Genomic DNA, 24,870 nt, shown 5'->3' with positions numbered 1-24,870 from the left:
TTAGATAAATGCTAGTACTGGTGAAATACAAAGCAGGATACCAGTAACAATGATCATGTTAGTTGCCATACCTTTATACTTAGCCAAATGAGGAACCTTGTACACTAAATATGCAGGGATCAAACAACCAACTAAGCCAAAGACAGGACTACAGATAGAAGTGAAAGATAGAATTGGCGCATTAATCGCTATCGCGCCCCATGCCAGTAAGATGATAAATACGGTCACCAGCTTGTTTACAAGCGCTTTGTCAATCTGCGACTCTTTGTATTTGCGAAGAAGCATATTCATACACAGACCCGTACAGGCTTCTTTAAAGGCTAGGAATACACCAAAGAACGAAGTCACAACAGCAAAAATATTAATCACGATACCCGCAATTGTCGCCCAACTGCCAGGGAAGTAATGTGCAATAATAGCCAGAGCAGAGATGTTCTTGTTCATCGCTTCCGTTGCCTGCTCCTGGCTAATGGCAAAGGTAAAAGACACTGCGAAGAAGAATACAATGACAAACAAAATTGCAAAAGCTATTCTCATCGCTCGCGATGCTTTATAGCGAGCTACCTCAATGGATTTTTCATGAGAACGGTATGAGATAACCATTGGGCTTAGTGACTGGATAAAAAGAATAGAAGTCAAAGTAAACGGCAGAGTGATAATTGCATCTTTGAGCATTGAGCCCCATTCACCCATCTGAGGAATATTCGTCATATCCCAACGAGCAATCAACAATACCCCCATAACAGCAACCAGGGATAAAACAGTAACAGCCATAAATCCTGAGAGTTTGAATAACAGCTTTTCACCTTTAGAGCCAATAAATGACAATACACAAATAAGAGCAAGGCCATAAAATACGTTGTCATTCAAATGGCCTTCAGTTACGCCAAAAGAGTGAAGATAAGAAGCACTATCATTAGTTACGGCGAGGGAATAGACTAATACCCATATTACCAGCATTACAAAGTATAAAGCGCCTAAAGCCATACCCCAGTTTTTTCCTAAATACCCCGTAATCACCCCAGGATAATCCGTACACTCTTTAGACTCCGCTAGCGTATTAATAAACAGTTTTTGAAAAAGGTACATCGCCGGATAGCCAATAACAGAAGAAAGCAGGAATACCCACAGTCCCATGACACCCACTTGAACTGGAAGAAATACGATTCCGGCTCCAATTGCCATGCCGATACTCATAACAACCCAGCCAATATCAACACTGTCAAACTTAATCGCTTCCTTCCATTCGACCTCTGTCATATTGGCTTTTTTATGTAACTCGGGTCTCCCCATATCTATAACAGTCGTACCTGCATTGAGTTGCTCACTCATATTATTGTGCTCCAATATTTTGTAGGAATTAATTGGTAAGATTTTTCATTATTATTTACATCAAACCAAAACAATTAACACCGCCACAGCATTTCACCAAAGGCGTTTTTATCTTTTCTACATCTTGGCTTGACATTGATTGGAAGCATACGCTCTGAAGAAGAGAAAAAAATTGCAAAATTCTACTGCAAAGCACATCAAATAGAATATTTTCCCTCTCAAAACATTCACGCACAAAATAATTTTCTCCCGTTTGATTTGGATTAGTTTTGTGTTTACTTTATCATGAAAAACCTATGATCTAATTCAAAAAAACAAAAAAACCACATAATAATGAACATCACCAAACCATCTTAAAAATAAGATAACTGTCACAAATTTATTAATACATTAGTTAGCATTAACAACAGTTAATAAAGATATTAATTTTTATTAATCAGCTATAAGCATCTTTTGAAGGGAATGATTAAAAACGCATTAAATACAAGGTTAAATAATAGACACATTTAAAAACTTAATTTTTGTTTTTATGAAATAAAGGCAAAAAAAATCCCGCAAAATGCGGGCTTACAAATGATTAGATTGATAATCTTATTGGGTAACAGCAATAACTTCAATTTCTACTTTGGCATCCAGAGGAAGGCGCGCAACTTCAACACAGCTTCTTGCCGGACAGTTATCACCAAAGAAGGTCGCATAAACCTCATTAACAGTGCCAAAATCATTTAGATCTTTAACAAAGACTGTCGCTTTAACGATATCTGATTTTGCCAAACCTGCGGCATTAACAATTGCTTCGACATTTGCTAGTGATTGCTTCGCCTGTTCCGCAACCTCTTCCGGCATTTTCCCTGTTTCTGGGTTTATAGGTAACTGGCCAGAAGTGTATAGCATATTGCCAAATTTCTTAGCTTGTACATACGGGCCAACCGCAGCCGGTGCTTTATCTGTGTTAACTGTTTCTACCATGATGTCCTACTTTTACGAATTGAGATAACAGCAGTTTTCCCGCTATTAATATTGTGAGCACAATATACGACTTAAGCAGGGGAAATCCTTCACTATAATTACCAGCAAATTACTCATTATTAGAAAATAATTCTCTTTATTAACCATCAGCTGTAAGTTTGTTATCGATATCACGTTTTTGAAGGGTAATTCTGTTCAATTAACGAATCAGGTGCAGGCCACCATTATATGCTTGCACTGATTGAGCCCATTGATGGTTATTCCAAATGAAAAATTAATTTGTTCCTTCATGGCTTAGTTGCCACATTAGGTTTAATCTTGGTTATATATGGAGTCACTACACTCTATACCCAAGTGGCCTCAAGATACAGAATTCTGAGCAGCATCAACGGGCTTGGGACAAGGTTACTTGGGTATAGAGCCAATAGGGAGTATTCAGTCAGTGAGTAAAATCTACGATTACATTGTTGTCGGCGGCGGTATTGTCGGTATTTCAACCGCTTGGCAACTGCAACAACGCTATCCTGACAAATCCATTTTGGTGATAGAAAAAGAAGATAGCCTTTCCCGTCATCAAACCGGCCATAATAGCGGTGTAATACACGCTGGTGTCTATTATACCCCTGGCAGCCTAAAGGCTAACTTCTGCAAGGCCGGGGTTAAGCGCACCCTCGAATTCTGCCAAAAACACCATATTCCAGTCGAGAACTGTGGCAAACTGCTGGTTGCAACCGACGAGCAAGAGCTTGAGCGTATGCAGGCATTGTATGACCGCTGCCAACAAAACGAAATCGACGTGGAGCTGCTTGATCAAACCGCATTAGCCGAAAAAGAACCTAATATTACCGGACTCGGAGCGATCCTCGTTAAATCGACCAGTATTGTTGACTACCGTCAGGTTACCGAAAAAATGGCCGAAGAGCTTATCCGGATGGGCGGCGAAATCGCACGCAGATCCGAAGTCGTCGCACTTTCTGAAACCGACGATCAAATCTCAGTTAGCTGCAAGAGCGATAACCAAGCTTTTCAGCTAAACTGTCGCTTCTTGATCTCTTGTGCCGGCTTGATGGCCGATCGACTGACTAAAATGCTTGATATTCAGACCGATTTTCAGATCATTCCCTACCGCGGTGAATACTATCGCCTTGCCCCAAAATACAACCAAATCGTTAACCACCTGATCTACCCGATACCGGATCCTGATCTTCCTTTCCTTGGTGTTCACCTGACACGGATGATCGACGGCTCTGTCACTGTCGGCCCCAACGCGGTGCAGGGCTGGAAGCGAGAAGGTTACGGGTGGATCAATATCAGCCTGAAAGACATCAAAGATATGGTGCAGTTCAGCGGGTTCTGGAAAGTGACCGCCAAGCACCTTAAAACCGGTCTGATCGAGACCAAAAACTCTTGGTGGAAGCCCGGATATCTCAAGCTGGTCAATAAATACTGTCCGCAAATCAAAGCCCGTGACCTTGAGCCTTACCCTGCCGGGATCCGGGCACAAGCCGTTATGAAAGACGGTAGCCTGGTTCATGACTTCTTGTTTGCAGAAAGCCCGCGTAGCCTGCATGTCTGTAATGCGCCTTCACCAGCTGCAACATCAGCTATTCCAATCGGTGAATATATCTGTAATAAAGTGGCTCAAAAGCATGCTTTGGTCAAAATCATCAATCACTCAAAACCAGCCTCCGAACCAGCATAGCTGGCCGTTTACACTCCCCCTAAACTCGAAATGGACACGCGCGATATATCGCGCGTTTTTACTCTGGGCTTATACGCGCTAAAAATCCCGTAATAGGCATTATTACTGGTGTTAATACCACCAGCCCAAGCCAGCTTTTGCTGTAAAAAAGGCTGAACCTGAACTGAATTTTTGTAACAAACTCCCGCGCTGAAATGTGACAACAAGTACTATACCCAAGTCGCTATATCACCCATTCACTTTCAGCATTTCGCCTTAAAGGAGACTCATGTTTTTTTCCCGAATATTCACAGTTCTGTGTTTATGTATCACGACATCATTTTCTTGCCTTGCCTCCCCCCTCTCTCAAGGAGGGGCGCTTACAGAGCGAACCATAATTGATGACAAGGTAGTACTAGGTCGGACAGAAAATGTGTACTTTCCAGGAATAGAAGAGATAGCGGGAATTGGCATTCCAGCCAAGATTGATACGGGGGCAGATTCGACCTCTATTCATGCAGAAAATATCAAGATCACGGCAACAGATCCTATCTTTGCCGATCTTTCTGGTGATGAGTTACTAAAGGCTATTGCCGATGAGTTTGATGCCCTTACCTCAACGAAGCTTAGGGATCGTGAAGACAAAACCGATATTATGGTGAGCTTTGATCTCATCCATCCATATAGCGGTGAAACAGTGGCTATGACGCTCCCCTTGTTTCGCTTGGCACTGATCAAAAGCCGTGGTGAAGGCCACTTGCACCGCCCTGTCGTAGAACTGGATCTCCAAATTGCCAATCAAACTGTTCGCACCGAGGTCAACCTGACAGATCGCAGTCGGTTCTCCTATCCGATTTTGGTTGGCAAAACCTTCCTACGGAATACAGCGTGGGTAGATGCTGGCTATGATTTCCTCCAGCAACAGTCTGATGCCCAAATTATTGGCCGCAGGGAACAAGCACTGGTTGCTCAGGTTCCAGTCGATGTTAGCCTTTCTTTTACCAATCGCTACAGTAGCTTGCATGCCCTCGACATTTTGGTCGACGAGCAGGGGAAACAAGTTAATTTCACCCTCGAAGGTAGTAATGGCCAGCGTCAAAAGATGACATTACCACTTGTTCGAATGCTGAAATTTAAGGATAGCCAACGCCCTTTAGTTTACATTCCTATCCAGCTTGGTGTAACCAACCAGTCTGATGAAGAGAAAACCGACAACGAACATGACAAGCAAATGTTCGATGAACATGTTTTGGTCTACTTACGTGACCGCTCGAAAAATAGTACCCAACTGCGCTTAGGCACAGAGGCATTAAACCAGCATTTTACTGTCGATCTTAGCCAAAGCGAGCTAAGCAACAAACCACTGCAAGTGCTCAGCGACCGACCAAACGATGAGACATCCATTATGATGAGTAGCGACGAGCAGTTCATTCTTGATGGTGCAGCTATAGCAACTACACCTTCGACGAATATCAAAACTCCACTGTTAAAAGTAACCAGCATCAGCGAAACAAAAACGGATGATGGTCGGTTTGTACAATATACCGTGAACGATATTGAGGGTAATGCCCATGTATTCAATAAACGTATAAAGCGCAAGATCAGAGTGGGAGATGTCGTTCGACCAATTGTGGAGTCAAACATTACTCTGCCCTCTTCGAAATTAATCAAAGAGGTAGCATTAGAAGAACTTAAAGAGAAAGACGGCGAGCAGGCTATTTTTGTCGTCGGTCCCAACTTCGTTTACGGTTCGCTGCTGGTAAACACCCGGACAAGCAACTTGAGTAATAAAAGCCTCCCAGTAAAAGCCGGCTATATCGAACAGGCTAACGTCGAGGGGATGTCTTTCCCGGTAAAGCTTGATACCGGTGCCGACGTAAGCTCGATCAATGCCCATGACATCGAGTACTTCAGCAAGAACGGACAGAAATGGGTGAACTTCGTATATACCAACTCTGACGGTGTTGAACAGGCTTTCAGCCGCCAGGTTATTGATGAAATGAAGATCAAAGCGAGACCGGGAGAGCCTTCTAACGTTCGTCCCGTCGTGGAGATGGAGGTTAAGCTAGGCGATATCGACAAACTGGTAGCGGTAAACCTGCGCGACCGAAGTCGCTTTCATTACAGCATGATCCTGGGTCAAAACTTCCTTAAAAACGATATTGTCGTTAGCAGTGACCAAACGTTTATTCTGACGGGTAACTAGAAAAATGAAGGAGTGCAAAAGCACTCCTTTTCTATACCTGATAATCTAAGACCTGATACCCCTCAAGACCAAAAGCACTTAGCGTTTTGTCACCACCAAACTGAGCAGCAGCAAGGTTACCACCGGGAAAATTGATGCGACTAACATCCAACTCCACCCCTGCGTAAACAACACCATACCGGCCCCAAGAGAGCCCGTCGCCTGAAAACCGGTAATCGAAAAGTCATTGATCGCCTGAACTTTGAAGCGTTCATTGGCCCGGTAAGTACTCGGTAACAAGGTTGTGCCACTGATAAACAAGAAATTCCAACCGATCCCTAACATAACGAGTGCCCACCAATAGCTGTATACACTCTGTCCGAGGAGACCGATAACGATGCAGCTAATCATCACCATACAACCCACATAAATCAGACGGTACGTCCCAAACCATCGGATAAGCAGCGGGGTAATAAGTGAAGGCAGGTACATCGCCATAACGTGGCTCTGGATCACCCACTTCGCACTTTGGATATCATGGCCATGATGCTGCATCGCCAGCGGCGTGGCCGTCATCAGAAAAGCCATCACGGCATAAGCCGTAAGGCCGGAGCCAATAGCCAGCCAAAGCAGAGGCTGTTTTAGCACCTCAGAGAAAGGACGATTGCTCTCGTCTGCTGTACTGTCTTCCCTGATGTGGATAGGTTTCATTCCTACCAGCAATATCGACGCACCCACTAGTTCAATTAATCCCAATGCACTATATGCGTTGGCGTATTCAGAAGTAAAAAACGGAATAAACTGACCGACATTGAGCAGCTCCGGGCCGACCACCGCAGCGGCAATTCCCCCGACAAGTACCATGCTAATCACACTCGGATGCTGGCTGGCATTAGTACAGCTTTCGATCGCAGCAAATCGATACTGCCCGACGTAGGCTAGCTGGGTTCCCAACAGGAAGCAGCACAACGAGAAGCCCCAGAATGACTCTTGTTCAATCGCCAAACCGGCAGCAAAAGCGACTCCGCTACTGATAATAGCAGCCGTTATAAAGGCATTCTTCCGGCCGAACTTATCCTGGATCTTAGCGGCAGGGAAAATGTTTAACGAAACGCCAATGATCAGGGCCGTCACCGGTAGTGTCGCCAGTTCAGGGTTCGGATGTAACTGAGCTCCAACAATCCCGCCGAGAAATACGTTCAGTGCCCCGACGGATAAAACAAAAGGCTGTACAAAAGCCAGCAACCAAGCGTTCCATGGCAAAGGTTTCATAAAACTCCGATAATAATGTAATGCGAAGAGCTTAAGCCCTTCAAATCAAGGCCTAGCTAGCAGACAAGGTATATATCAGATCATCATATAGCTAATTTGAAAATTGACACTACACAGCCAGAACCGAATTGTCGATTCAAAAATAAGATTATTTATCAATGTGCTGTAATAAACGGAGAGACTTCTGTGGCGAGTATGAACCGGGATTTAAAATCAATAGTAGGCCACTCCTCATATGGCGCAAATAGAGTGGCGGTATTGGATTACAGTAACGTCTGTTACCGCTCACCCAAACCAAAGCGATACACCAACTGACCGGAAAATTGATCGTCATTTGTTGAGCGGCTCGTACTGTAATAATGGTACCAATCGACGAGAACAGCCCAATTCTCATCAAATTGGTAATGTAGCCCCAGACCACCATTGACCTGGAAAACCTTGCTTGAACGCTTTTGATCTAGCTGGGTTTCTCCAATCCCAAGATTAACGTAAGGCCTCAACACATCCTCACTGTTAAAATAGTATTGAATATCAAAACTATAGTTTTCATACTTCACGTCATTGTCGGAATCGACCTCTTCGGTATCTACACGGGTATAATTCAGACGTGACGAAAACTGAGGCGTAAAATAAACACCGAGGCTCATCGTTGGTGCCCAGCTATTTTCAAGATTCCATGCATCATCAAGATCTAAATAGCGGCCTCCTATCGAGATACCGACAATACCAAAATCGACAGGATCATTAGATACTGAGGTTGCCGAATAGTCCCTGCGACGCTTTACTGCCGGGCTGGTTTCACCTTCACCAATGGTATAGTTCAGATTAACCTTGAACTGGGTGTCCACCTCTCCGTTGGGTAACTTTACATCCTGGAGACCAACATACCCTGTCCCTGCCTTGATAACATCACGCCCCATAAGGTTGTTGATACCACGACCAATGCTGTCTACCGGATCCAGAGCAAATAAGGCAACATCTCCTACTGCCGAAGACCCCCATACTTTCCCGCCCCGCTGGATTATTTCCCGCTCCTTGTTGAATGCCCACTCACCATACACCCAACCCAATGCAGGCGTAACCACTAAATCCTGAATAGCAGGAACTTCGGCAAATGCCTCAAGGCCATACTCCCAATAAAAGGTAGACATCAGAAAGGAATAAACAAAAGCATCCCACTGGCGATAGCCAGACTTTCGAGCAACCTGATAGTAGACACCGCCGAAATAGGGATGTCCGATATAGTTAATATACCAAGCATCTCTGTCCCAAACCGGCCCATCGCTGACATTGTCCCACCACTTCTCCAACAGGCGATCGTCACTTTTATCCCAGTTCGATATATCCTCGGGAAGCAAGGCAATAAATCCGGCAACCCCGACGCCATACCATGCGACCGATTTAGTTTGAGACCACAGGCGATCCTTGTCTTCTCCGTTTGGAGCCGAAAAAAGCGACACTGTAAAAGGGGAGTCGTAGACATCGTCTGGCTTAACCAGATCTTCCCAACTTGAGTTACTGTAGTGTTCCGATGAGAAGCCTTGCTCACTTTCTTCAGCTAAACCCGGGCCTACAGCCAGCATGGCAGCAAACAACAAAGATTTGTCATAGTGGCAGCGCATTAATGGTTCGTCTCCCTTCTTTTGGGCAAAGCCTGAGAATTACCAATGTCGATAAGTCATTATTATTAAAATGGTTATTTCTTAAATTCATCCGAATAAGTATAGTTCATGAAAATATTTATATTTTTACTTACAGCATAAATAAAACAGTCCTCAGGCAACCAATGCATTGCAACACACGGATACTGTAGCGTTTGATAAACTTAGTGATAAGAATAAAGACTATTATTTGCCAAGATAAGCGCGGGTTAAGCCAATTTCTTGGCATATATCAAGCCAGTTTAGATATCTGTACCTACGGAGACTCTCACCCATGAAACTTCCTATCTGGCTCACAGCTATCCTTCTCTCGTGCAGTGTTGCCTCGGTAGCTGATGAAACCATTGATATATCGCTGGTGTCGGTAACTTGGGTTAGCCCAGAAACCTACCGGGATGTCAGAACAACAAGTGGTAGTCAAGCACGGTATCAGAAGCGGGTATTCGAAATTCTTAGCGAGCAATTTAGTGACATGGCCAGCGTATACCTCAAACCGAAGCAGAAACTGACAGTTAAGGTTATTGACCTTGATTTGGCCGGAGATACCCGCTTCAGCTCAACAACAGGGCAGCCATTTAGGATCCTGACATCCGTAACCCCTCCGGCCATCACTTTCAAATATCAGATCATGCTAAATGAGGAAGTTATCAAATCAGATTTGGTAAGGTTGACCGACTTGAATTATCAGGCAAGTGTCTTTGGCATGCACAAAGACAAAGTGCTTATTTACGAAAAACAACTTATTCGTGACTGGGCACAAAAAACACTTAAACAGTGAAGAAAAGAGAATGGTCAGAAACTTAGGTAAATTGGTATTATAAAGCCCTTGAAAATAAAGGGCTTTATCTTAATTACTGAAAGGTTATTTAGAGGCCATGGCACCTTTGCCGACACCTTCATACGCCACCACTTCGAGCGATTTACCTGTCACCTGCGGACTGACTTGATCAGCAATATAATGTGCCAACAATTCAACCGTTGTGTCAGTATTCAGCACTTCAGTTTCAGAGCGCGCGATAGCCAATTCAAACTCCCCCTGAGGAGCCGTGTAACGGAAACCATAGTGGCTTAAATCAGAGATGCTCGCAGCATGCTCACTCAGATTCAGTTCAGACAATGCCACTTCATCTTCACGGCTGCCCAAATAGATATCTTGCCAGCGCTCTGCCCACTGTTGCTCTAGCTCAGCATCTCGCTCGCCATCAACAAACAGCTCAACCGGCGAACGGTGGCCATGGGCAATCCGCTGACAGTTGCCATCATGCTTTTTAAGGCCATGAGTGTAATGATAAAAAGCACCGTCAATTGTCTCGTGGCGCAATTTTAGCTCCAACCCCTGCACGTTTTCCGGTAGCTTACCATCGAGAACCTGATACAGATGCTGAGTAACAGATTCGATTGTTACCGTATCATCTTCAATAAAACAATAAGCCTGATCCGGGCAATTTAAGTGGATACTTTTATCGTTACGCATTAAGTCGACAGTCGCGTAACCCGGCTTGCTTTCGGCAACATGAATACGGGAGCTCTGAGTCGGCACAATCAGGCGATGATCGACGTACTCATCCACCAGCTGTTTGATTTGCTTTTTGACTCGGCTGAAATCTAGCACCATGCTCATTTCATTCAGCTCACCCGACATCACCACATCGAGAATCCAACTTTCTCCCACCATACCTCGCTTTTCGCAAAGGAAAGAGGCATCGATGACGGTAAGATCTCTGACAAATAGCTTCAAACTGAAGTCCTTACTGATAATGGTTGTCGTTAAACTAGCAGGGCATTATACGCAGCTGAAACGCTGAGTAAACCGATGCAGTGACCCTCCCGTACACCGACACCGTCATCACAACCATTCAGAGGAGTTTAGAAGCGATAGTTAACACTGGCATAAAAAGAGGTTACACCGTTTTGCTGAGACTCAAACGTCACGCTATTGCCATCATTATCGACACCGTCCCAGGTTTTGATATCAGAAGGCAATATCGAATGACGCATACCAAGATCGAATCCAAACTGCTCCGTCACCGTCCAACCAATTCCGGCTTGTAACCCAAACACAACACCGCTGACTTCAAATCCATCAGGAAAACTGGATTCAGGTTCAACACTGGCGTAACCAATGTGCAAGCCAACAAATGGCGTGACGGAATCCTGATGGCGGAAAAGGTAGTCAGCACTTAGCAAATTCATATTTGCTGTTGTCTCATACGCAGGTGTCCCACTAAACATACTTTCCGACGTATGTCGTTCGTAACTGTAGTACACACGACTGTGCCCACCTGGTGTATAGATACCAATATCCAGCCCTGCGAAACCTTCGTGATCCGTTGTCGAAGCCTCAAGCTTATCGCCATTGCTCAACTGAACACGATCCGAGTTACTAACCTGACTGAAGCCTCCCTTGATCCCCACAAAATACCTCATTGGGGCTTCAGTTGGCTTCGTATTCTCACTGATACTTTTAGCCTCGGCCATACTGGTTAAAGGCAATAGTGCGGCCAGTAAAGCAACTACCTTGTTAGTTTTGTCCATTTTCAACCTGTTCGAATTGTTATTAAGGTGTGTTGGCATTTGATTAAATATAATATGACGAAGTGACATATGCGTCAGATTAAACAAAAGCAGTTATTTGATTCTAATTCATTAGCCATTTCAATACCATAATACAAATTCGGACAAAAGCTCTGCTCTAATCTCTCAACCAGGTAAGTGCATCCAGCGGCTCGTCAAAATACCTGAACTCTCCAGAGACAAACCAATTACCCACCCGAGACATCACTTCCTGCCAATGGCTATTTCCATAGAAAGCGACTTTGTTCAATTTCTTTCCGTGTTTCCATCCTAAATTTATCTCATCCCAAGCCGCCTGCAATTCCCACCCCTTAAACTCAGCCCCATCGACATACACATTAACAACAGGCTCTTCTACTCCTTCCAATGCCTCGTCAAGCAGTGGCATTATTTTTTCGTAATCAGCATGGGTAAGTGTCCCCATCGCAGTACACTCCATGAAAATATTGCCATCGACACGATCCACATCCACCGAGATTCCATGTACGTAGCTCATAATACCTCCTCAGATCTGGTCGCCATTCAACGACTTCCGAGTTCAACCAGAATCCAGACAAACTCTCTATTTATGATTAAAGTTTAGTTGGTTATAACCTGATAAGGTCACTCAATACCGATGGTTTTAACAACTAGCGACTGCTGCATGCCGCTTTTCGTACATAGCCAAATTTGGAAAGTCTAAATATAATACTTTTCAGGTAAACAACAGAATAAAGACAAATGGCGCAAATCACAGAGCAAGACAGGTTCAATCCGGATCAAATAGACAATACCGTAGTCGGAATTGCTGCAGATATCGGCCGACACGACTCCGGTATGCACCACCATCAAAAAGCTCAGCTTCTGTACGCGCCAGCAGGATGTATGAGCATTACTCTCAGCAATATGCAGTGCGTCCTTCCCCCCACTCGGGCAGCCTGGATCCCTGCCGGGATCGAACACTGCGCGGTAATGCGAAATGTGGTGGCCTACCGCTCAATCTATTTCGACACTGATTGTTTTCAGCACCTTCCTAATGAACTGAAAGTACTCAGCGTCAATGGATTGCTTCGGGAGCTAATCGAAAGGATGGCTTTCTGGCCATGGGATATGCCAAGCCAAGAGCAGCAGGCGTTATTGGCTTTGTTTTGGCAAGAACTAAAGGTCGCACCGGAAGAAACTCTCACCTTGCCTAAACCACAAGATCATCGCCTGCAAGAATGGCTAAAAGCTATTGAACAGCATAATGGTATCCCACCGTCACTAAACCAAACCGCAAGCATGGTTGGTGCTAGCGACAAAACTATCAGCCGTATTTTTTCTCGTGAAACAGGGATGCCCTATCAATCTTGGCGCCAGCAATGGCGATTAATGAAGGCTATTGAACTGTTGGCTGAGAACACAAGCATAACCGATGTCGCCTTCCAACTTGAGTTTTCCAGCGACAGTGCATTTATCAGCTTTTTCCGCCAACATACAGGAGAAACGCCTCATCAGTATTTGCGATCTATACCCAAGTGACCTAACGAACTAGCATCACTTCAATGGTAATAAGCTTCTCGGGCGTTTTTTGCTGGCGCCCCCAAAAGAAAGAGCTTTCTGCGTAATTAACCTCGACCTCGCCAGGGAAAACTCTCAGCATCTCAAAGAGTTCTGGCAGCTGATCATCTTTGACGTCGGCTGACAAGGTGACTTCGGTACGAGCAACATCATGAAGAGTCAAACCCACTGCGGCAACTTCCTGATTCAACCTCTCAATCGCCAACTTCGTCTGACCATATAAATCACCAATAAGGTGGGAGGCACATTCTCGACGTTCCCAATCAAGGTGGCTATCGACAAATACCACCTCATCTTTTTCAGAAAACATACATGCCCAGGGAAACCTCAGCATTGGAAGAACATCTGTGTTAAATGGACTTTTGAACCCCATAAACTCTCCTCCTTGATTTGACTGATACCTTATATTCGACTTCCAGTTACTAGCCAGACAAGCATGAACTAAGAAAAGGCATCTACTAAATCCTTATAAATCAATATTAAGCCAATTTTATAAACTCCGCTGAAAACAGCTAAAATATAACCTTATCCATACTATTACTTTAATCAATAAATGAGTGGCTCAATAATGAGAAAAAATAGAATAGCTTCTTCCTCCAACAAACCTCCCTTATTTCAACCTTAATATCCTTCTTCAACATCCCAGCAATTACTGCTCATTGGTCGTTGATAACAAATCTCCATACTTTATGAATATAACAACCAAAATCATCTCCAAGAGTGGCACTTTCAAAGGGATAGACTAGTGTTATTGGTACATTTTCTAGCGTTCCCCTTTTTGGAGAAATATCATGACGGCAGGCGTATATTGTAATCGTCAGGTGGTTATAACAGAGCCCGATACAACAATTACCGAGGTTGCCAAACTTATGCGTGAATACCATGTCGGTAATTTGATTGTTACAGAGAAGCAGGGGGATGAAAATGTCCCCCTTGGTATCGTCACCGATCGGGATTTGGTCATTCTGGTAATTGCGCCAGAAATCCCGATTGACTCTATTAGCGTTAAAGATGTCATGAGTAGTCCCCTTGTAACGGTTATAGAAGAGACAAGCTTATTTGACACGCTGGATGTCATGCACAAACATGGTATGCGCCGGTTGCCTGTTGTTAACGAGCGGGGAGGTCTTGCAGGTATTATCACTGCCGATGATGTGGTTAGTTTACTCGCTGAAGCGACGAATGATCTGATGAAGCTCACCGAGAAAGAGATAAAACACGAGCAGGAGGTTCATTCCTGAATTAGGGAACAACACCGAAGTTGGCAACGGGCTGAAAAATTGCCGCCATAATTTATTTCCCCTAAACCACGCAAGAATACCGCAAATATATCCACGAGATGGGCTCAAGTAAACGAGATGTCTTTAGGTCAACAATCAGAGCCCATCTCAGGACATTGGTCTATATGTCACAAGCGATGAAGCAGTGACAATTTATCTGGAAAAAGCTAATTCGATGAGGGGCAAAGTTTATTAACGCTTAGCGTCTAGCATCATAATATTGCCAAAATAAATATCATCTAAATCCCAACATTTCAAATCAAATTAAAAATCATTTCGTATGTGCACGATTGCTGTTGAAAATGCTGTTACTGCTATGAAAATCACATAAACATAGAGAAGCAATGAAAATCAGTCACCACCCATGTGATTGTAATCACTGCGATTTTGTATTGACACCTATATTATTTGCGCAAATTAATAAAAGGTAAGCAATGCTTATGAAAACTCTTATCTCTCCCGTAGCTTTAGTTATCAGTGCTGCACTTCTGACTGGTTGTGACGATACAGAAACAAAATATGAAACAGATACAAAGTATGTTCCTGTACAAACAACAGAAGTGAAAGTAGCGACGTACAACCTTTCATTTGATCGCAATACATTCGAAGATCTTGTTGCTGAAATGCAAATCGCGCCAGCGAAACAAAAAGAACTCGTAACAGCTTACCTAGACGGTACGATTGCTGAAACCGACAAAACCACAGCAGAAAAAGTTATCCAGATCCGTAACGTCGCTGCCATTATTCAGAAAAACCGTCCAAACGTTCTTATGATGGCTGAGTACAACAACGATGGTACTGGTAAAGACAAAGCTGCACTAACTGGTTTCCAGGCAAACTACTTGTCTGTCGCTCAAAGCATTGATGGTGCTGGCGGTGAAGCAAACCTTGAACCAATTGAATACCCTCACTTTGAGTCTTACTCAACGAACACGGGTCTATTTAGTGGGCTCGATCTAGATAACAACGGCAAGATTGAAGAAGGTCCAGGTGACTCTTGGGGCTTTGGTTGGTATCACGGTCAATACGCGTTTGCGTTGATGTCACAATATGAGATTGATACAGAAAACACGCGTACTTTCCAAACGTTCAAGTGGAAAGATCTCGAAGGTGAACAAATCCCTACCATCACTCTCTGCGACGATCCGCAGAAGATTCCTGACGGCATGAACTGTGGTGATGAGTGGTATTCTACTGAAGAGTGGGAAAAAGTTCGTCTTTCTTCAAAGAACCACGTAGATGCACCAATCATTATTCCAACGAAAAATGGCAAAGAGATCATTCACCTTCTGATGTCTCACCCTACACCGCCAGTGTTCGATACGGGTAAAAACAAAGCTCAAAACGCAGCAGAAGTTGAATTCTGGAATCAATATATTCAAGGTAAAGAATTCTTCTACGACGACGCAGGTCAAAATGGTGGCTTAGCCGATGGTGCTAAGTTCGTGATCATGGGCGACCAAAACCTAGAGCCACTGGCTGGTGATGGAGAGAGTGATGTGATGAAAGCACTTCATGATAACCCACTGGTAAACCAAAAAGTAATGAACGGTGAGTTGTATCCAACCAGCTACGGCGCTGCGGAACATGCGGTAGACAAAGCACTGGATCACCCACAACCAAACCGCATTACGTCAACATTTGGCCTTGGCGTCGACTACGCAATGCCATCTGCAAACCTGAATATTGTTGATGCTGGCGTATACTGGGCCGCGTCTTACGAGGAAGGTCGCAAGCTGTTCAACGATGCGCGTATCGGTCAGTACGGTGACGGTAAATCAGTTTCTTCAGACCATCGCATGGTTTGGATCAAAGCTAAGTTCTAATACCCAAACTCAGATACTTGGGTATAGAAACAATCAAAACAAAAATGCCTCGGATTCCGGGGCATTTTGAAACTAAGCGTGGGAACGAGCAACAGCTCCCTGTTATTGACTGACAGTATTACCGCTCAATCGGCGGAAAACTCACACGCTCTCCTTCTGCGGTCAATATGGCAATATCATTTGGTTTCCCGTTTTTATCCAGCCGTAACTCACCAATCGCACTACGGTTCACCAACCTGTGATTGCCCGTGGTATCCGGGTCACGCTTGCTAATTTTTAAACGCTTACGCTTAGTAAACCAGTTCAGCGGCGAGTGTGGGCTATAAAGCGCTCTGTCCATCACATCGCAAAAACGCAGTAGGGCATTGGGGAACTCATTTTTGATCCCACTGGAAGTGATCTGGTAAATATTCGGGGTGCTGCGCCGAAATCGTAGCTTCACGTCATAGGCAAACGAGTAATGAACATCGCCAGAGAGGATCACGAAATTGGTCGGAGTTTTGGTATGAGTAAAAATACTCAACAAGGTATTAGCTGCGCCCGGTTGCGCCATCCAGTTTTCGGCATCAATTAGCAATGGTTGCCCGAGCCAGGTCATGCCGCGCTGCAAGGTTTCGATAAACTTCACACCAAACATCGGGGCCGCAGAGACAATAATCACCGCTGGCTCGTTGAGCAACGACTGCTGCAACTCGGTCAATGCTTCCCAGTCCATCAACCCTGATGGCTTGTTCATTTTAGATTCAGAGCGCCAGCGGCGCGTGCGAGTATCCAATACCAGCATCTTCGGCGTCGTTTCTATGGTGTAATGCCACTGTTCGAAACGATATAGATAGTTGATAAACTGATCCTGACTCTCACAACTTGGCTGTGAAAAATACTCTTTTGCCTGTGCCAGAAAACTCTCGTCAAAGTGCTCGGGCGCATTGCCCCAGCCCTGACAGAGCCAATAGCTGATCAACCCATTGCCAATAATGCGACGAGACAAAAGATTCTCGTATGCCGCCTTTTCCCAACCGACTGTGAGGTTCCAGTCATCGGTAACATCATGGTCATCGAAAATCATATAGGTAGGGATATGCGCCATCAGGCGCTGAACTTGCGACAAACCTGCGACAAACTCATCAATGTGCAGTTTTTCTTCATGCCAGAGCAACTGCCATCTTAGTTCCAGTGTCCGATCCCCGCACTGAAAGCCTTGCTTCTTCAGCTTTTCACTGTCGATAAGCTGCCATAACTGCGGCGACCACACCAGCAGATACATCGCAAAAAACTCGCTGAAGCTCATCAGGTGATTTTCACATTCCCGAGAACTGAAGATTGGCCGGCCGCGATGAGGCAGCCACTTTCGCAATCCGCTGTCTGACAGCCAATTGCCATTATCCACATAGTGAGGCAGGAGTTTATCGCGACCATAGAAATTATAACCATGCTGATATAAGGATTGGGTATTGGCAACAGGCCCTTGGGCAAACGTCTCTTCTGGCAGCCCCAATAACGCAATTACCTGCTGTATAGCATCGAGCATCGGACCTGCAACATGATCAGCATAGATTTGATCACCGCTCATCATCAACAGTGATGGTCGCTCAGAAATGAGCTGATCTGCCACTTTGCTGTCAGCGGCAACCAAGCTGTCTTTGCTCGGGTGATGGGGGTTGCGGCATGAGCCATGAAGCACATAATCGGCTTGGGTCTTAATACTGAAAGTAAGACGTTCCTCTCCGGGATACAGTAAATCAGGCACTAACGCCGTAATATCACCACCCTGCGTGACGAGTTGGTATTCCAGTATCGTATCGACCGGAAAATCCCCTTTCAAGCAAGCCAAGGTAACCCAAGCTGAATGACCAATCTGGATTTGCGCCTTAGCCTTAATCTCCTGCGAATAGAACGCCAGCTCTTCACCGGGATGATAGAGCGAAAAACAAGCATCTAGAGGCTCTGAGGTCACCAGCCAGAGAGTAAGCTCTGACGCGGTGCATTTTCGCAAAATTGGCCCTGCCAACAACAAAGGCAGGCTATCGGAAAAAGAAACACTGGAAGACATCGTTTGCACTGAACACCCATCGCTTTGAAATCATAGTGCTTATCATACCCTGATTTTGAACTTAACATTGCCAGCAAAACGTAAAGTTATGCATAGATATATACCCAAGCTACCTTAAGATACTTGGGGATACCCTTTATCTAAACGGTCTCTCTGAACATGCTACTGAGCTCGGAGTACATCCAGGCCATCACCGCGCCATTACCTTTATCTCTGCGTTTTACTACGCCCATTTCAACCAATAATGAATCATGGATATGCTCGGTTGATAGCTCCTTTAATTGCCCGGCATACCACTCTTCTTTAGCCACATGTTCAGGCACCAAGGCCCAGCCAACGCCACGGATCACCAAGGCCGTAATGTAATAATAACTGTCTATGTGCCAATGATTGGATGAGAGTGGCTTAGCCTGGGCTTTCCCCATCCGATCCCGGATCACTAACTGTCGATAGCGGTTTAACTCACCAATGGTTGGCGCCGGAATAGCGGCTAGTGGATGATTAGCAGAGACTACCAAAGACTGATGAAACTGCCCTATCGGCATGAAATCAAGGGCGTCGGGTAACTCCCTGAGGTGAAACAAAATACCTATATCGGCTTTCTTTTCACTGACCCACTGAGCAATATCGTCCTGCGAACCATTGATTATGGTTAACTTCAATAGCGGAAAACGATCTGCGATTGTCTGGAAAAAACGTTCAAATGACGGAATTGGTACGGCCTCATCCATCGCCACTGTCAATGATATTTCTTCACCCATCGATACCGTCATCGCTCTCGACTGCAATCGCTGGCACTGAGCCAATACCGACTTGGCCTCTACAAACATGTCCTTGCCCTTCGGGGTCAGGATCGGTAAACGCGCACTACGATCAAATAACTCAAACCCCAGATCAGCTTCTAGATTTGTTATCGCCGTGCTTACCCTAGACTGAGCTTTGCCTAGTTTTCGGGCCGCCGCTGAAAATGAGCCTTGGTGTACCGCCATCACGAAAGCTTCAAGCTGATCCAATGTCCAGTTCATCTCTGCTCCTTAAGCTCATCTTTTACATAATCAGACCATTCTATCCATCCGAAAAACGGATGGATACTAACTTTTATCAATCCGCCTAACACGGATAATTACCCCATAACAATCCGTAAAAGTGATAGCCTCAATGCAAGAAACAATCATCCCGAAAGAATCAGTTCGTCGTACGTTCTGGCGCTACGCCATCCCATCGGTTGCCGCTATGCTAGTAAACGGCCTCTATCAGGTTATCGACGGTATTTTTGTTGGTCATTACATTGGTTATGAAGGCTTGGCCGGTATCAATATGGCCTGGCCAGTCATTGGGATCATTGCGGGGCTCGGCTTATTGGTCGGAATGGGAACCGGCAGCCTCATCTCGATTTACCGCGGAGAAGGCAATAACACGAAGGCTCAACAAACGCTTTCTACCGGGCTGGGGATCATTTTCCTCTGTGGACTTTTAACAATGATGCTGGTTTCCACCCTGGGCCCCACCATGCTAATTGCCCAAGGTGCAGTAGGAACAGCTCTCAGTTTAGGTATCGAGTATATAGATGTTTTCGCCTGGGGCGCAGTATTCACCATCGCGGCAGGCGCAATGCCAATGCTGATTCGCAACGATGACAGCCCGAACCTTTCTACATTGTTGATGGCCATCGGTGCACTGATGAATATTGTCCTCGATTACTTGTTCATAGCCAAATTTGGCTGGGGACTAAAAGGGGCTGCACTCGCCACCGTTATTTCCCAAATAACAATTTTCGTATTGGCAATTGGTTACTTTTTTTCGTCGAACTCACAGCTCAGGCTCTGTTGGCGAACACTAACATTCAGCCCAACCCTAGCAGTGAAATTAATAGGTCTAGGCACTTCGAGCCTGTTTATGTATGCCTACTTCAGCTTTGTGATCGCCCTGCATAACAGGTTGTTTATGGAATATGGTACAGCGGTTCATGTCGGTGCTTTTGCCATTGTCGGCTATCTAATGACAATGTACTACCTACTCGCAGAAGGCGTGGCTAGTGGTATGCAGCCGCCAGTCAGTTATTATTTTGGTGCCGACCAAGTCGAGAAAATTAAAGCTACTCTCATGCTGGCGATCAAAGTCGTATTGCTAACCGGTATCGGAGCGGTGATCTTTCTCAACCTGTATCCCAACACCCTGATTGAACTCTTTAGTAATAATGATCCGGTGCTGGCAGGTGAAACGGTGAACGGCTTGCGTTTACATCTTTTTGCTATGTTCCTGGATGGGTTTATCGCCTTGGCGTCGGTGTACTTTATGGCAGTCAACCAAGGGGGCAAAGCTCTGGCAATTTCGGCGGGGAATATGTTAGTTCAGCTACCTTTCCTTTATTTTTTACCGCAATGGCTAGGCGTCAACGGTATTTGGCTATCAGTTCCGCTGTCGAATATTGTACTGGCAGTCATCGTGGTTCCACTGGTATGGAGTGATATAAATAAGAAGAGTCAAACCAATGGAAAAATACTTCTTGTTCATGGATAAATAAAAAAAACAGCCACATAAAGTGGCTGTTTATCATTAGCTTGTATTTTGATTACTTCAAAATATCGTATGGCTTCGCCCAACCCAAGCGCTGGCTAAGATCGGCTTTAATTTGCTTGTAGCGTGATGATGACTTCATGGCTTTCACATCATCCAGGGTAAGTAGCTCTTTTTCACCTTGAGGGTGTTGCGTACGAACATACATGATGTCCTTTGCACTTTGACGTAAGGAGCTCACCGCAACTTTCTCACCATTACCATTGGTAAAGTGGGTGTAGATCTTTGGTATGTATCCAGGATCAACCGCCTTGCAATTATGCATCGAAGGTAACCACTCCCCCTTACCGTCCTCAGTGAAGTAGCCTGTAACAGGGCGGTCCTTGGCAATATCTTCAATCATGCAGAAAGTTGGACTCTCGCCGGTAAGATTATGAGTATTATTGAAGGCATGGCTAACCCAATCACCGCTACTAGCCTGATCGGTATCTTTTTCAGGATCCCAAACTGTTTCGTCAACCCATACCCAGCTATCGGATGGGCCAGTCATAGAGGTCTCAATCACAAAATTTTGTGGATCAGACACAAAATACGCTTTATCGCCATTTTCCAACGTATATTGGCTGACATAATCGCGGTTAACCCAATACACCGGGCTATTCGTATTTACGTTACGGCCACGGTAATTGCCGTCCATCAAACCAAAAGTATTGAATACTGTTTTTGCGACATGGTTAGCTGAATGATCTGTCGCGGTATCCTCTGTATTATCAGTAATAAAGTAAGGAATATCGCTATACAGTAAGCTCTCACCGCCGGTAATGATCCCCGACCGCGGACCAGAGTAATTGTAGCTAGCTACATCATAGGTCGCTTGAGTAGAACCTGAGTTCAATGTTGTCTGGCCTTTAATCACACGAACCGAACTACCAATCCATCGCCCCTCAAATTTCAATACATAATCCAGAGTTAAAGTCTCTGTATTCGCTGTGACGTTGTTGTCGTAGCTTTGAATGTCAAAGTGAGGCTGGGTAGGATCAAAGTCCCAACGACGGAAGAAAGTGACTTTAGTCCCCTTCTTGCTCATTGCCATCGGTTTATTGTCGTAATTGCTACTACAATCTTCGCCCTTTCGAGCAACATAAGCCAGTTTCACTCCAGATACATCAACCCGGCAAACATACTGGTCACTTAGTCCTTCAGGATTGACTTTTTGCACGATACGCTTGAACTCATCCTCATTCACCCCGCTATTATTAGCCTGAAAATGACCTAAGGCAGAGTTATAGGAAGCTAGCTGAGCCTGAGCTTGCGCAGGTAATTGAAGAGCATAGTCGAGCATAAAATACTCAGCTTTATTCTGCTGAATTTTATTGACGGTATAGTTGACCAGCTCTTTCGACTGATAATAGCCTTGAAGATTAGGGGTTGCAGAAGCCTGAGCAGCAACCACCAACGCGGTACATAGAAGCGTTTTTTTCATTGTTATTCCCTACTTCTGAAAGTTTTCTGGCGTGCTAAACCCAGCGCCATCATTTGATGCATATTTAACGCTCTTGAGTTCTTGCAGATCTGAAGCATCGATACTGAGTTGTGTTTTGTAGGGCTGGCGTTGGCTATTATTACTTACAGATGAACCGGATGAAGAGTCTTCCCCACCACAGCCGGAAATAACCATACTGGATAAAACCAGCAATAGAGAGAGTGTGTTTTTCATAGTTGTGCAGCCTAGGCAAATAAGACCACCTACTACTTAGGTGGTAATATGAATTGAATGAGCAATCTATTATTATAAAGTCGATTATATGTTCAGCTTATATTCAACTTCAATCTGTCCCATACATAAGTTATATATTTATTTTGAACAACTTGCACAACCCGCATACAACCGAAAAGCAAACCACTTTAAAAACAAAAGCTTAAAAAAAAGACATCCATTCATATTCTTTCACTTTCTATCAAGAAAAAAGCGTAGATCATAAATTTCAAATTTGAAAGCAAGAATAATAACGTTAGAAAAAACTGAATTTATAGGTGAGCTGTCATATTTAACACCAATAAATAGCAACTATCTAATATTGTATTTAGAATACCGTTTTTTAAAACACTCTAAAATTTCACCAGTGGTGCTAAGGCTTTGTCCCAATAAGGCGGCTCACCAATATAATCTTTGAAATATTCAATAACAGCCGATATTTTTCTGGGTAAGTGCTTGCGGCTTGGGTACACAGCATAAAATGGCATACTCTGGTTGGCTTGCCAGTCAGGGAGTAGCTGGATTAGTTTTCCTTCTCTGAACTCATCAGTTAACAGGTAACTTGCCAGATAGGCGACTCCCCAGCCAGAGATCGCCGCATCCCGCACAGCTTCGGCCAAATCAACCCGGTAGTTACCCGTCACCGTCACGCACAACCCTTCTTGCTGCTTTTTAAACGACCAGGTACTGTAGTTACGCTGCCGGCTTTGATAAGTCAGACAGTTATGATTAACCAAATCACTCGGATGATGCGGTACGGGATGGTTAATCAAATAATCCGGAGAAGCAACAACCAAAAACCGGGTATCAGCCAGCCTCTGGGCAACATAGCCTTCGGGGATATTTTCATAGTTGGTGATCCACAGGTCAAACCCGTCCTCCAGCATATCGGCCTTGTGATCAAAGAGACTCACCTCGACCTGCAACTCGGGATACTGGCGTCGCAACTGCTCGATAGAAGGGATAATATGCATCATCCCGAATGACTGGGACAAACCAAGCCGCAGCACGCCCGTCACCTCATCACGTACATCGTCCATAATAGCATCGGCGTCCTGTACCGCACTCACCACCTGCTCACAATACCCCGCAAAACGCTGACCCGCTTCGGTAAGCGTAAAGCTACGCGTGGTTCGTTGTACCAATTTCAAATTCAGCTTTGCTTCCAAAGCCCCGAGCTGCTTACTGACGTGGGAAGTCGACACCCCAAGTTGTCGGGCGGCCGTGGTAAAACTACCCGCCTTAACCAAGGTGTGAAATATGACCATCTGGCCAGCTCGTTCCTGAATCACTGTATTTACGCCCCAAATTGAACGGTGGTTATCACTTCTTTCAGTATGGTCGTTTCACCATGACTTCCGGAAAAAGGGCGCTAAGTGTAATGGATACAAACAGAAAGTCACCTATTCCTGCTACTGACATAACAAGCGCTAATGGCAAACCTGTTAATTATGTGCTTTATAAACAATAGGGAGCGAAACATGAAAAGACCATCAACTTAACAGTTACTACGCCATCTAAAGGTATAGACAATTTATGAAACCATATCTTTGCCTTGCTCTGGGGTTACTATACTTTTACAGCGCTAATACCCATACGCAGTATGATATCCACATCGCCAATTTCGCAACAGAATCGCTAAGCCGCTGGCAAGCTAAGTCGTTTATCGGTATGACCCAATATGACATTGTTGATTTTCAGGACAGGCGAGTACTGAGAGCCCATAGCCTTGGTACCGCATCAGGCCTCGTTAAAACTTTCAGAGTCGATTTGAAGAAAACCCCTTACCTAAACTGGTCATGGCGAGTTGAGAATACCTTACCTCACCTAAACGAAAAAACTAAGAATGGCGATGATTACGTAGCCAGAATTTACATTGTAAAAAGTGGCGGGTGGCAGAGGTGGAAAACCAAAGCACTCAACTATGTCTGGTCGAGTAATCAGGCTATTTATAGTCGTTGGAATAACGCTTTTGCCGGCAGCAATGCCAAAATGCTGGCAGTCAGAGGCAAGAAAGACTTACCAAAGCAATGGCAACAAGAAAAACGCAATGTCTATCAGGACTTCATCAATGCGTTTGGAGATAAAGGCAGTCGCAGCGCCAATGAGGCAGCCTATCGCTACATTGATGCAGTCGCAATTATGACAGACACCGATAACAGCCAGCTCGAAGCCACAGCCTATTACGGAAATATCTACTTTTCAGAAAAATAGAAGATTCATGATAC

At 44.7% G+C, this 24,870-nt stretch carries 21 protein-coding genes; 8 read left to right on the top strand and 13 right to left on the bottom strand.

From position 1 onward, the window contains the following. Together MD588_RS06360 and MD588_RS06355 are read right to left on the bottom strand one after the other, a co-directional pair. Positions 1 to 1,293 carry an SLC5/6 family protein gene (locus MD588_RS06360; RefSeq protein ID WP_407676556.1) on the bottom strand — a complete coding sequence of 431 codons (1,293 nt, stop codon included), beginning with the start codon at positions 1,291 to 1,293 and terminating at the stop codon, positions 1 to 3. A gap of 630 nt (positions 1,294 to 1,923) precedes the next feature. Beyond that, the gene (locus tag MD588_RS06355) at positions 1,924 to 2,301 is read right to left on the bottom strand and encodes a RidA family protein (protein ID WP_265696181.1); all 378 of its coding nucleotides are present in this window, start codon (positions 2,299 to 2,301) and stop codon (positions 1,924 to 1,926) included. Between the two features lie 442 nt (positions 2,302 to 2,743). Here MD588_RS06355 and lhgO point away from each other — a divergent pair, with 442 nt between their 5' ends. After that, positions 2,744 to 4,003 carry an L-2-hydroxyglutarate oxidase gene (gene lhgO / locus MD588_RS06350; protein WP_265696180.1) on the top strand — a complete coding sequence of 420 codons (1,260 nt, stop codon included), beginning with the start codon at positions 2,744 to 2,746 and terminating at the stop codon, positions 4,001 to 4,003. 268 nt (positions 4,004 to 4,271) lie between these two features. After that, a complete protein-coding gene (locus tag MD588_RS06345; protein WP_265696178.1) occupies positions 4,272 to 6,188 on the top strand; it encodes an ATP-dependent zinc protease family protein in 1,917 nt (638 codons plus the stop codon). Between the two features lie 78 nt (positions 6,189 to 6,266). On the opposite strand, the gene MD588_RS06340 is transcribed toward MD588_RS06345, so the two are convergent. Continuing rightward, positions 6,267 to 7,439, bottom strand: a complete 1,173-nt coding sequence (locus tag MD588_RS06340) for an MFS transporter (protein WP_265696177.1) — start codon at positions 7,437 to 7,439, stop codon at positions 6,267 to 6,269. 278 nt (positions 7,440 to 7,717) lie between these two features. Next, complete coding sequence (locus MD588_RS06335; protein WP_265696176.1) at positions 7,718 to 9,061, bottom strand: DUF3943 domain-containing protein; 1,344 nt, start codon at positions 9,059 to 9,061, stop codon at positions 7,718 to 7,720. A gap of 313 nt (positions 9,062 to 9,374) precedes the next feature. On the opposite strand from MD588_RS06335, the gene MD588_RS06330 reads away from it, so the two are divergent. Further along, positions 9,375 to 9,878, top strand: a complete 504-nt coding sequence (locus MD588_RS06330; RefSeq protein WP_265696175.1) for a DUF3016 domain-containing protein — start codon at positions 9,375 to 9,377, stop codon at positions 9,876 to 9,878. Between the two features lie 84 nt (positions 9,879 to 9,962). On the opposite strand, the gene MD588_RS06325 is transcribed toward MD588_RS06330, so the two are convergent. The 3 genes from MD588_RS06325 to MD588_RS06315 form a co-directional block, all read right to left on the bottom strand. Next, a complete protein-coding gene (locus tag MD588_RS06325; protein WP_265696173.1) occupies positions 9,963 to 10,838 on the bottom strand; it encodes a 6-carboxytetrahydropterin synthase in 876 nt (291 codons plus the stop codon). 128 nt (positions 10,839 to 10,966) lie between these two features. Next, positions 10,967 to 11,635 (bottom strand): outer membrane protein, encoded by a 669-nt coding sequence (locus tag MD588_RS06320; protein WP_265696172.1) that lies wholly within the window; start codon positions 11,633 to 11,635, stop codon positions 10,967 to 10,969. A 157-nt stretch (positions 11,636 to 11,792) separates the two neighbouring features. After that, positions 11,793 to 12,170, bottom strand: a complete 378-nt coding sequence (locus MD588_RS06315) for a SpoIIAA family protein (protein ID WP_265696171.1) — start codon at positions 12,168 to 12,170, stop codon at positions 11,793 to 11,795. A 224-nt stretch (positions 12,171 to 12,394) separates the two neighbouring features. On the opposite strand from MD588_RS06315, the gene MD588_RS06310 reads away from it, so the two are divergent. Beyond that, positions 12,395 to 13,174 carry an AraC family transcriptional regulator gene (locus MD588_RS06310; RefSeq protein ID WP_265696169.1) on the top strand — a complete coding sequence of 260 codons (780 nt, stop codon included), beginning with the start codon at positions 12,395 to 12,397 and terminating at the stop codon, positions 13,172 to 13,174. 1 nt (position 13,175) lies between these two features. Here MD588_RS06310 and MD588_RS06305 read toward each other — a convergent pair whose 3' ends face one another. Then, entirely contained in the window at positions 13,176 to 13,586 is a 411-nt protein-coding gene (locus MD588_RS06305; RefSeq protein ID WP_265696168.1) for a RidA family protein, read from the bottom strand. A 418-nt stretch (positions 13,587 to 14,004) separates the two neighbouring features. Here MD588_RS06305 and MD588_RS06300 point away from each other — a divergent pair, with 418 nt between their 5' ends. Together MD588_RS06300 and MD588_RS06295 are read left to right on the top strand one after the other, a co-directional pair. Then, the gene (locus tag MD588_RS06300) at positions 14,005 to 14,454 is read left to right on the top strand and encodes a CBS domain-containing protein (protein WP_265696167.1); all 450 of its coding nucleotides are present in this window, start codon (positions 14,005 to 14,007) and stop codon (positions 14,452 to 14,454) included. A gap of 479 nt (positions 14,455 to 14,933) precedes the next feature. Next, positions 14,934 to 16,319 (top strand): endonuclease/exonuclease/phosphatase family protein, encoded by a 1,386-nt coding sequence (locus tag MD588_RS06295; RefSeq protein ID WP_265696166.1) that lies wholly within the window; start codon positions 14,934 to 14,936, stop codon positions 16,317 to 16,319. 118 nt (positions 16,320 to 16,437) lie between these two features. Here the strand turns inward: MD588_RS06295 and MD588_RS06290 are convergent, their stop codons facing one another. Beyond that, entirely contained in the window at positions 16,438 to 18,369 is a 1,932-nt protein-coding gene (locus MD588_RS06290; RefSeq protein WP_265696165.1) for an alkaline phosphatase D family protein, read from the bottom strand. 140 nt (positions 18,370 to 18,509) lie between these two features. Then, positions 18,510 to 19,394 carry a LysR family transcriptional regulator gene (locus MD588_RS06285; protein ID WP_265696163.1) on the bottom strand — a complete coding sequence of 295 codons (885 nt, stop codon included), beginning with the start codon at positions 19,392 to 19,394 and terminating at the stop codon, positions 18,510 to 18,512. Positions 19,395 to 19,527: 133 nt separating this feature from the next. Between MD588_RS06285 and MD588_RS06280 the strand changes: the two genes are divergently transcribed. Beyond that, entirely contained in the window at positions 19,528 to 20,889 is a 1,362-nt protein-coding gene (locus MD588_RS06280) for an MATE family efflux transporter (protein WP_265696161.1), read from the top strand. Positions 20,890 to 20,941: 52 nt separating this feature from the next. Here the strand turns inward: MD588_RS06280 and MD588_RS06275 are convergent, their stop codons facing one another. The 3 genes from MD588_RS06275 to MD588_RS06265 form a co-directional block, all read right to left on the bottom strand. Continuing rightward, a complete protein-coding gene (locus MD588_RS06275) occupies positions 20,942 to 22,369 on the bottom strand; it encodes a discoidin/SUN/FTP domain-containing protein (RefSeq protein ID WP_265696159.1) in 1,428 nt (475 codons plus the stop codon). A 9-nt stretch (positions 22,370 to 22,378) separates the two neighbouring features. Then, the gene (locus tag MD588_RS06270; protein WP_265696157.1) at positions 22,379 to 22,603 is read right to left on the bottom strand and encodes a hypothetical protein; all 225 of its coding nucleotides are present in this window, start codon (positions 22,601 to 22,603) and stop codon (positions 22,379 to 22,381) included. Between the two features lie 392 nt (positions 22,604 to 22,995). Continuing rightward, the gene (locus MD588_RS06265; RefSeq protein WP_265696155.1) at positions 22,996 to 23,934 is read right to left on the bottom strand and encodes a LysR family transcriptional regulator; all 939 of its coding nucleotides are present in this window, start codon (positions 23,932 to 23,934) and stop codon (positions 22,996 to 22,998) included. A 244-nt stretch (positions 23,935 to 24,178) separates the two neighbouring features. Between MD588_RS06265 and MD588_RS06260 the strand changes: the two genes are divergently transcribed. Beyond that, the gene (locus tag MD588_RS06260) at positions 24,179 to 24,856 is read left to right on the top strand and encodes a DUF3047 domain-containing protein (RefSeq protein ID WP_265696153.1); all 678 of its coding nucleotides are present in this window, start codon (positions 24,179 to 24,181) and stop codon (positions 24,854 to 24,856) included. Positions 24,857 to 24,870: the final 14 nt, after the last annotated feature.

The sequence above is a fragment of the Photobacterium obscurum genome, from assembly GCF_026191635.1.
Taxonomy (GTDB): domain Bacteria; phylum Pseudomonadota; class Gammaproteobacteria; order Enterobacterales; family Vibrionaceae; genus Photobacterium; species Photobacterium obscurum.
This window is presented reverse-complemented; position numbering and strand designations above follow the sequence as displayed.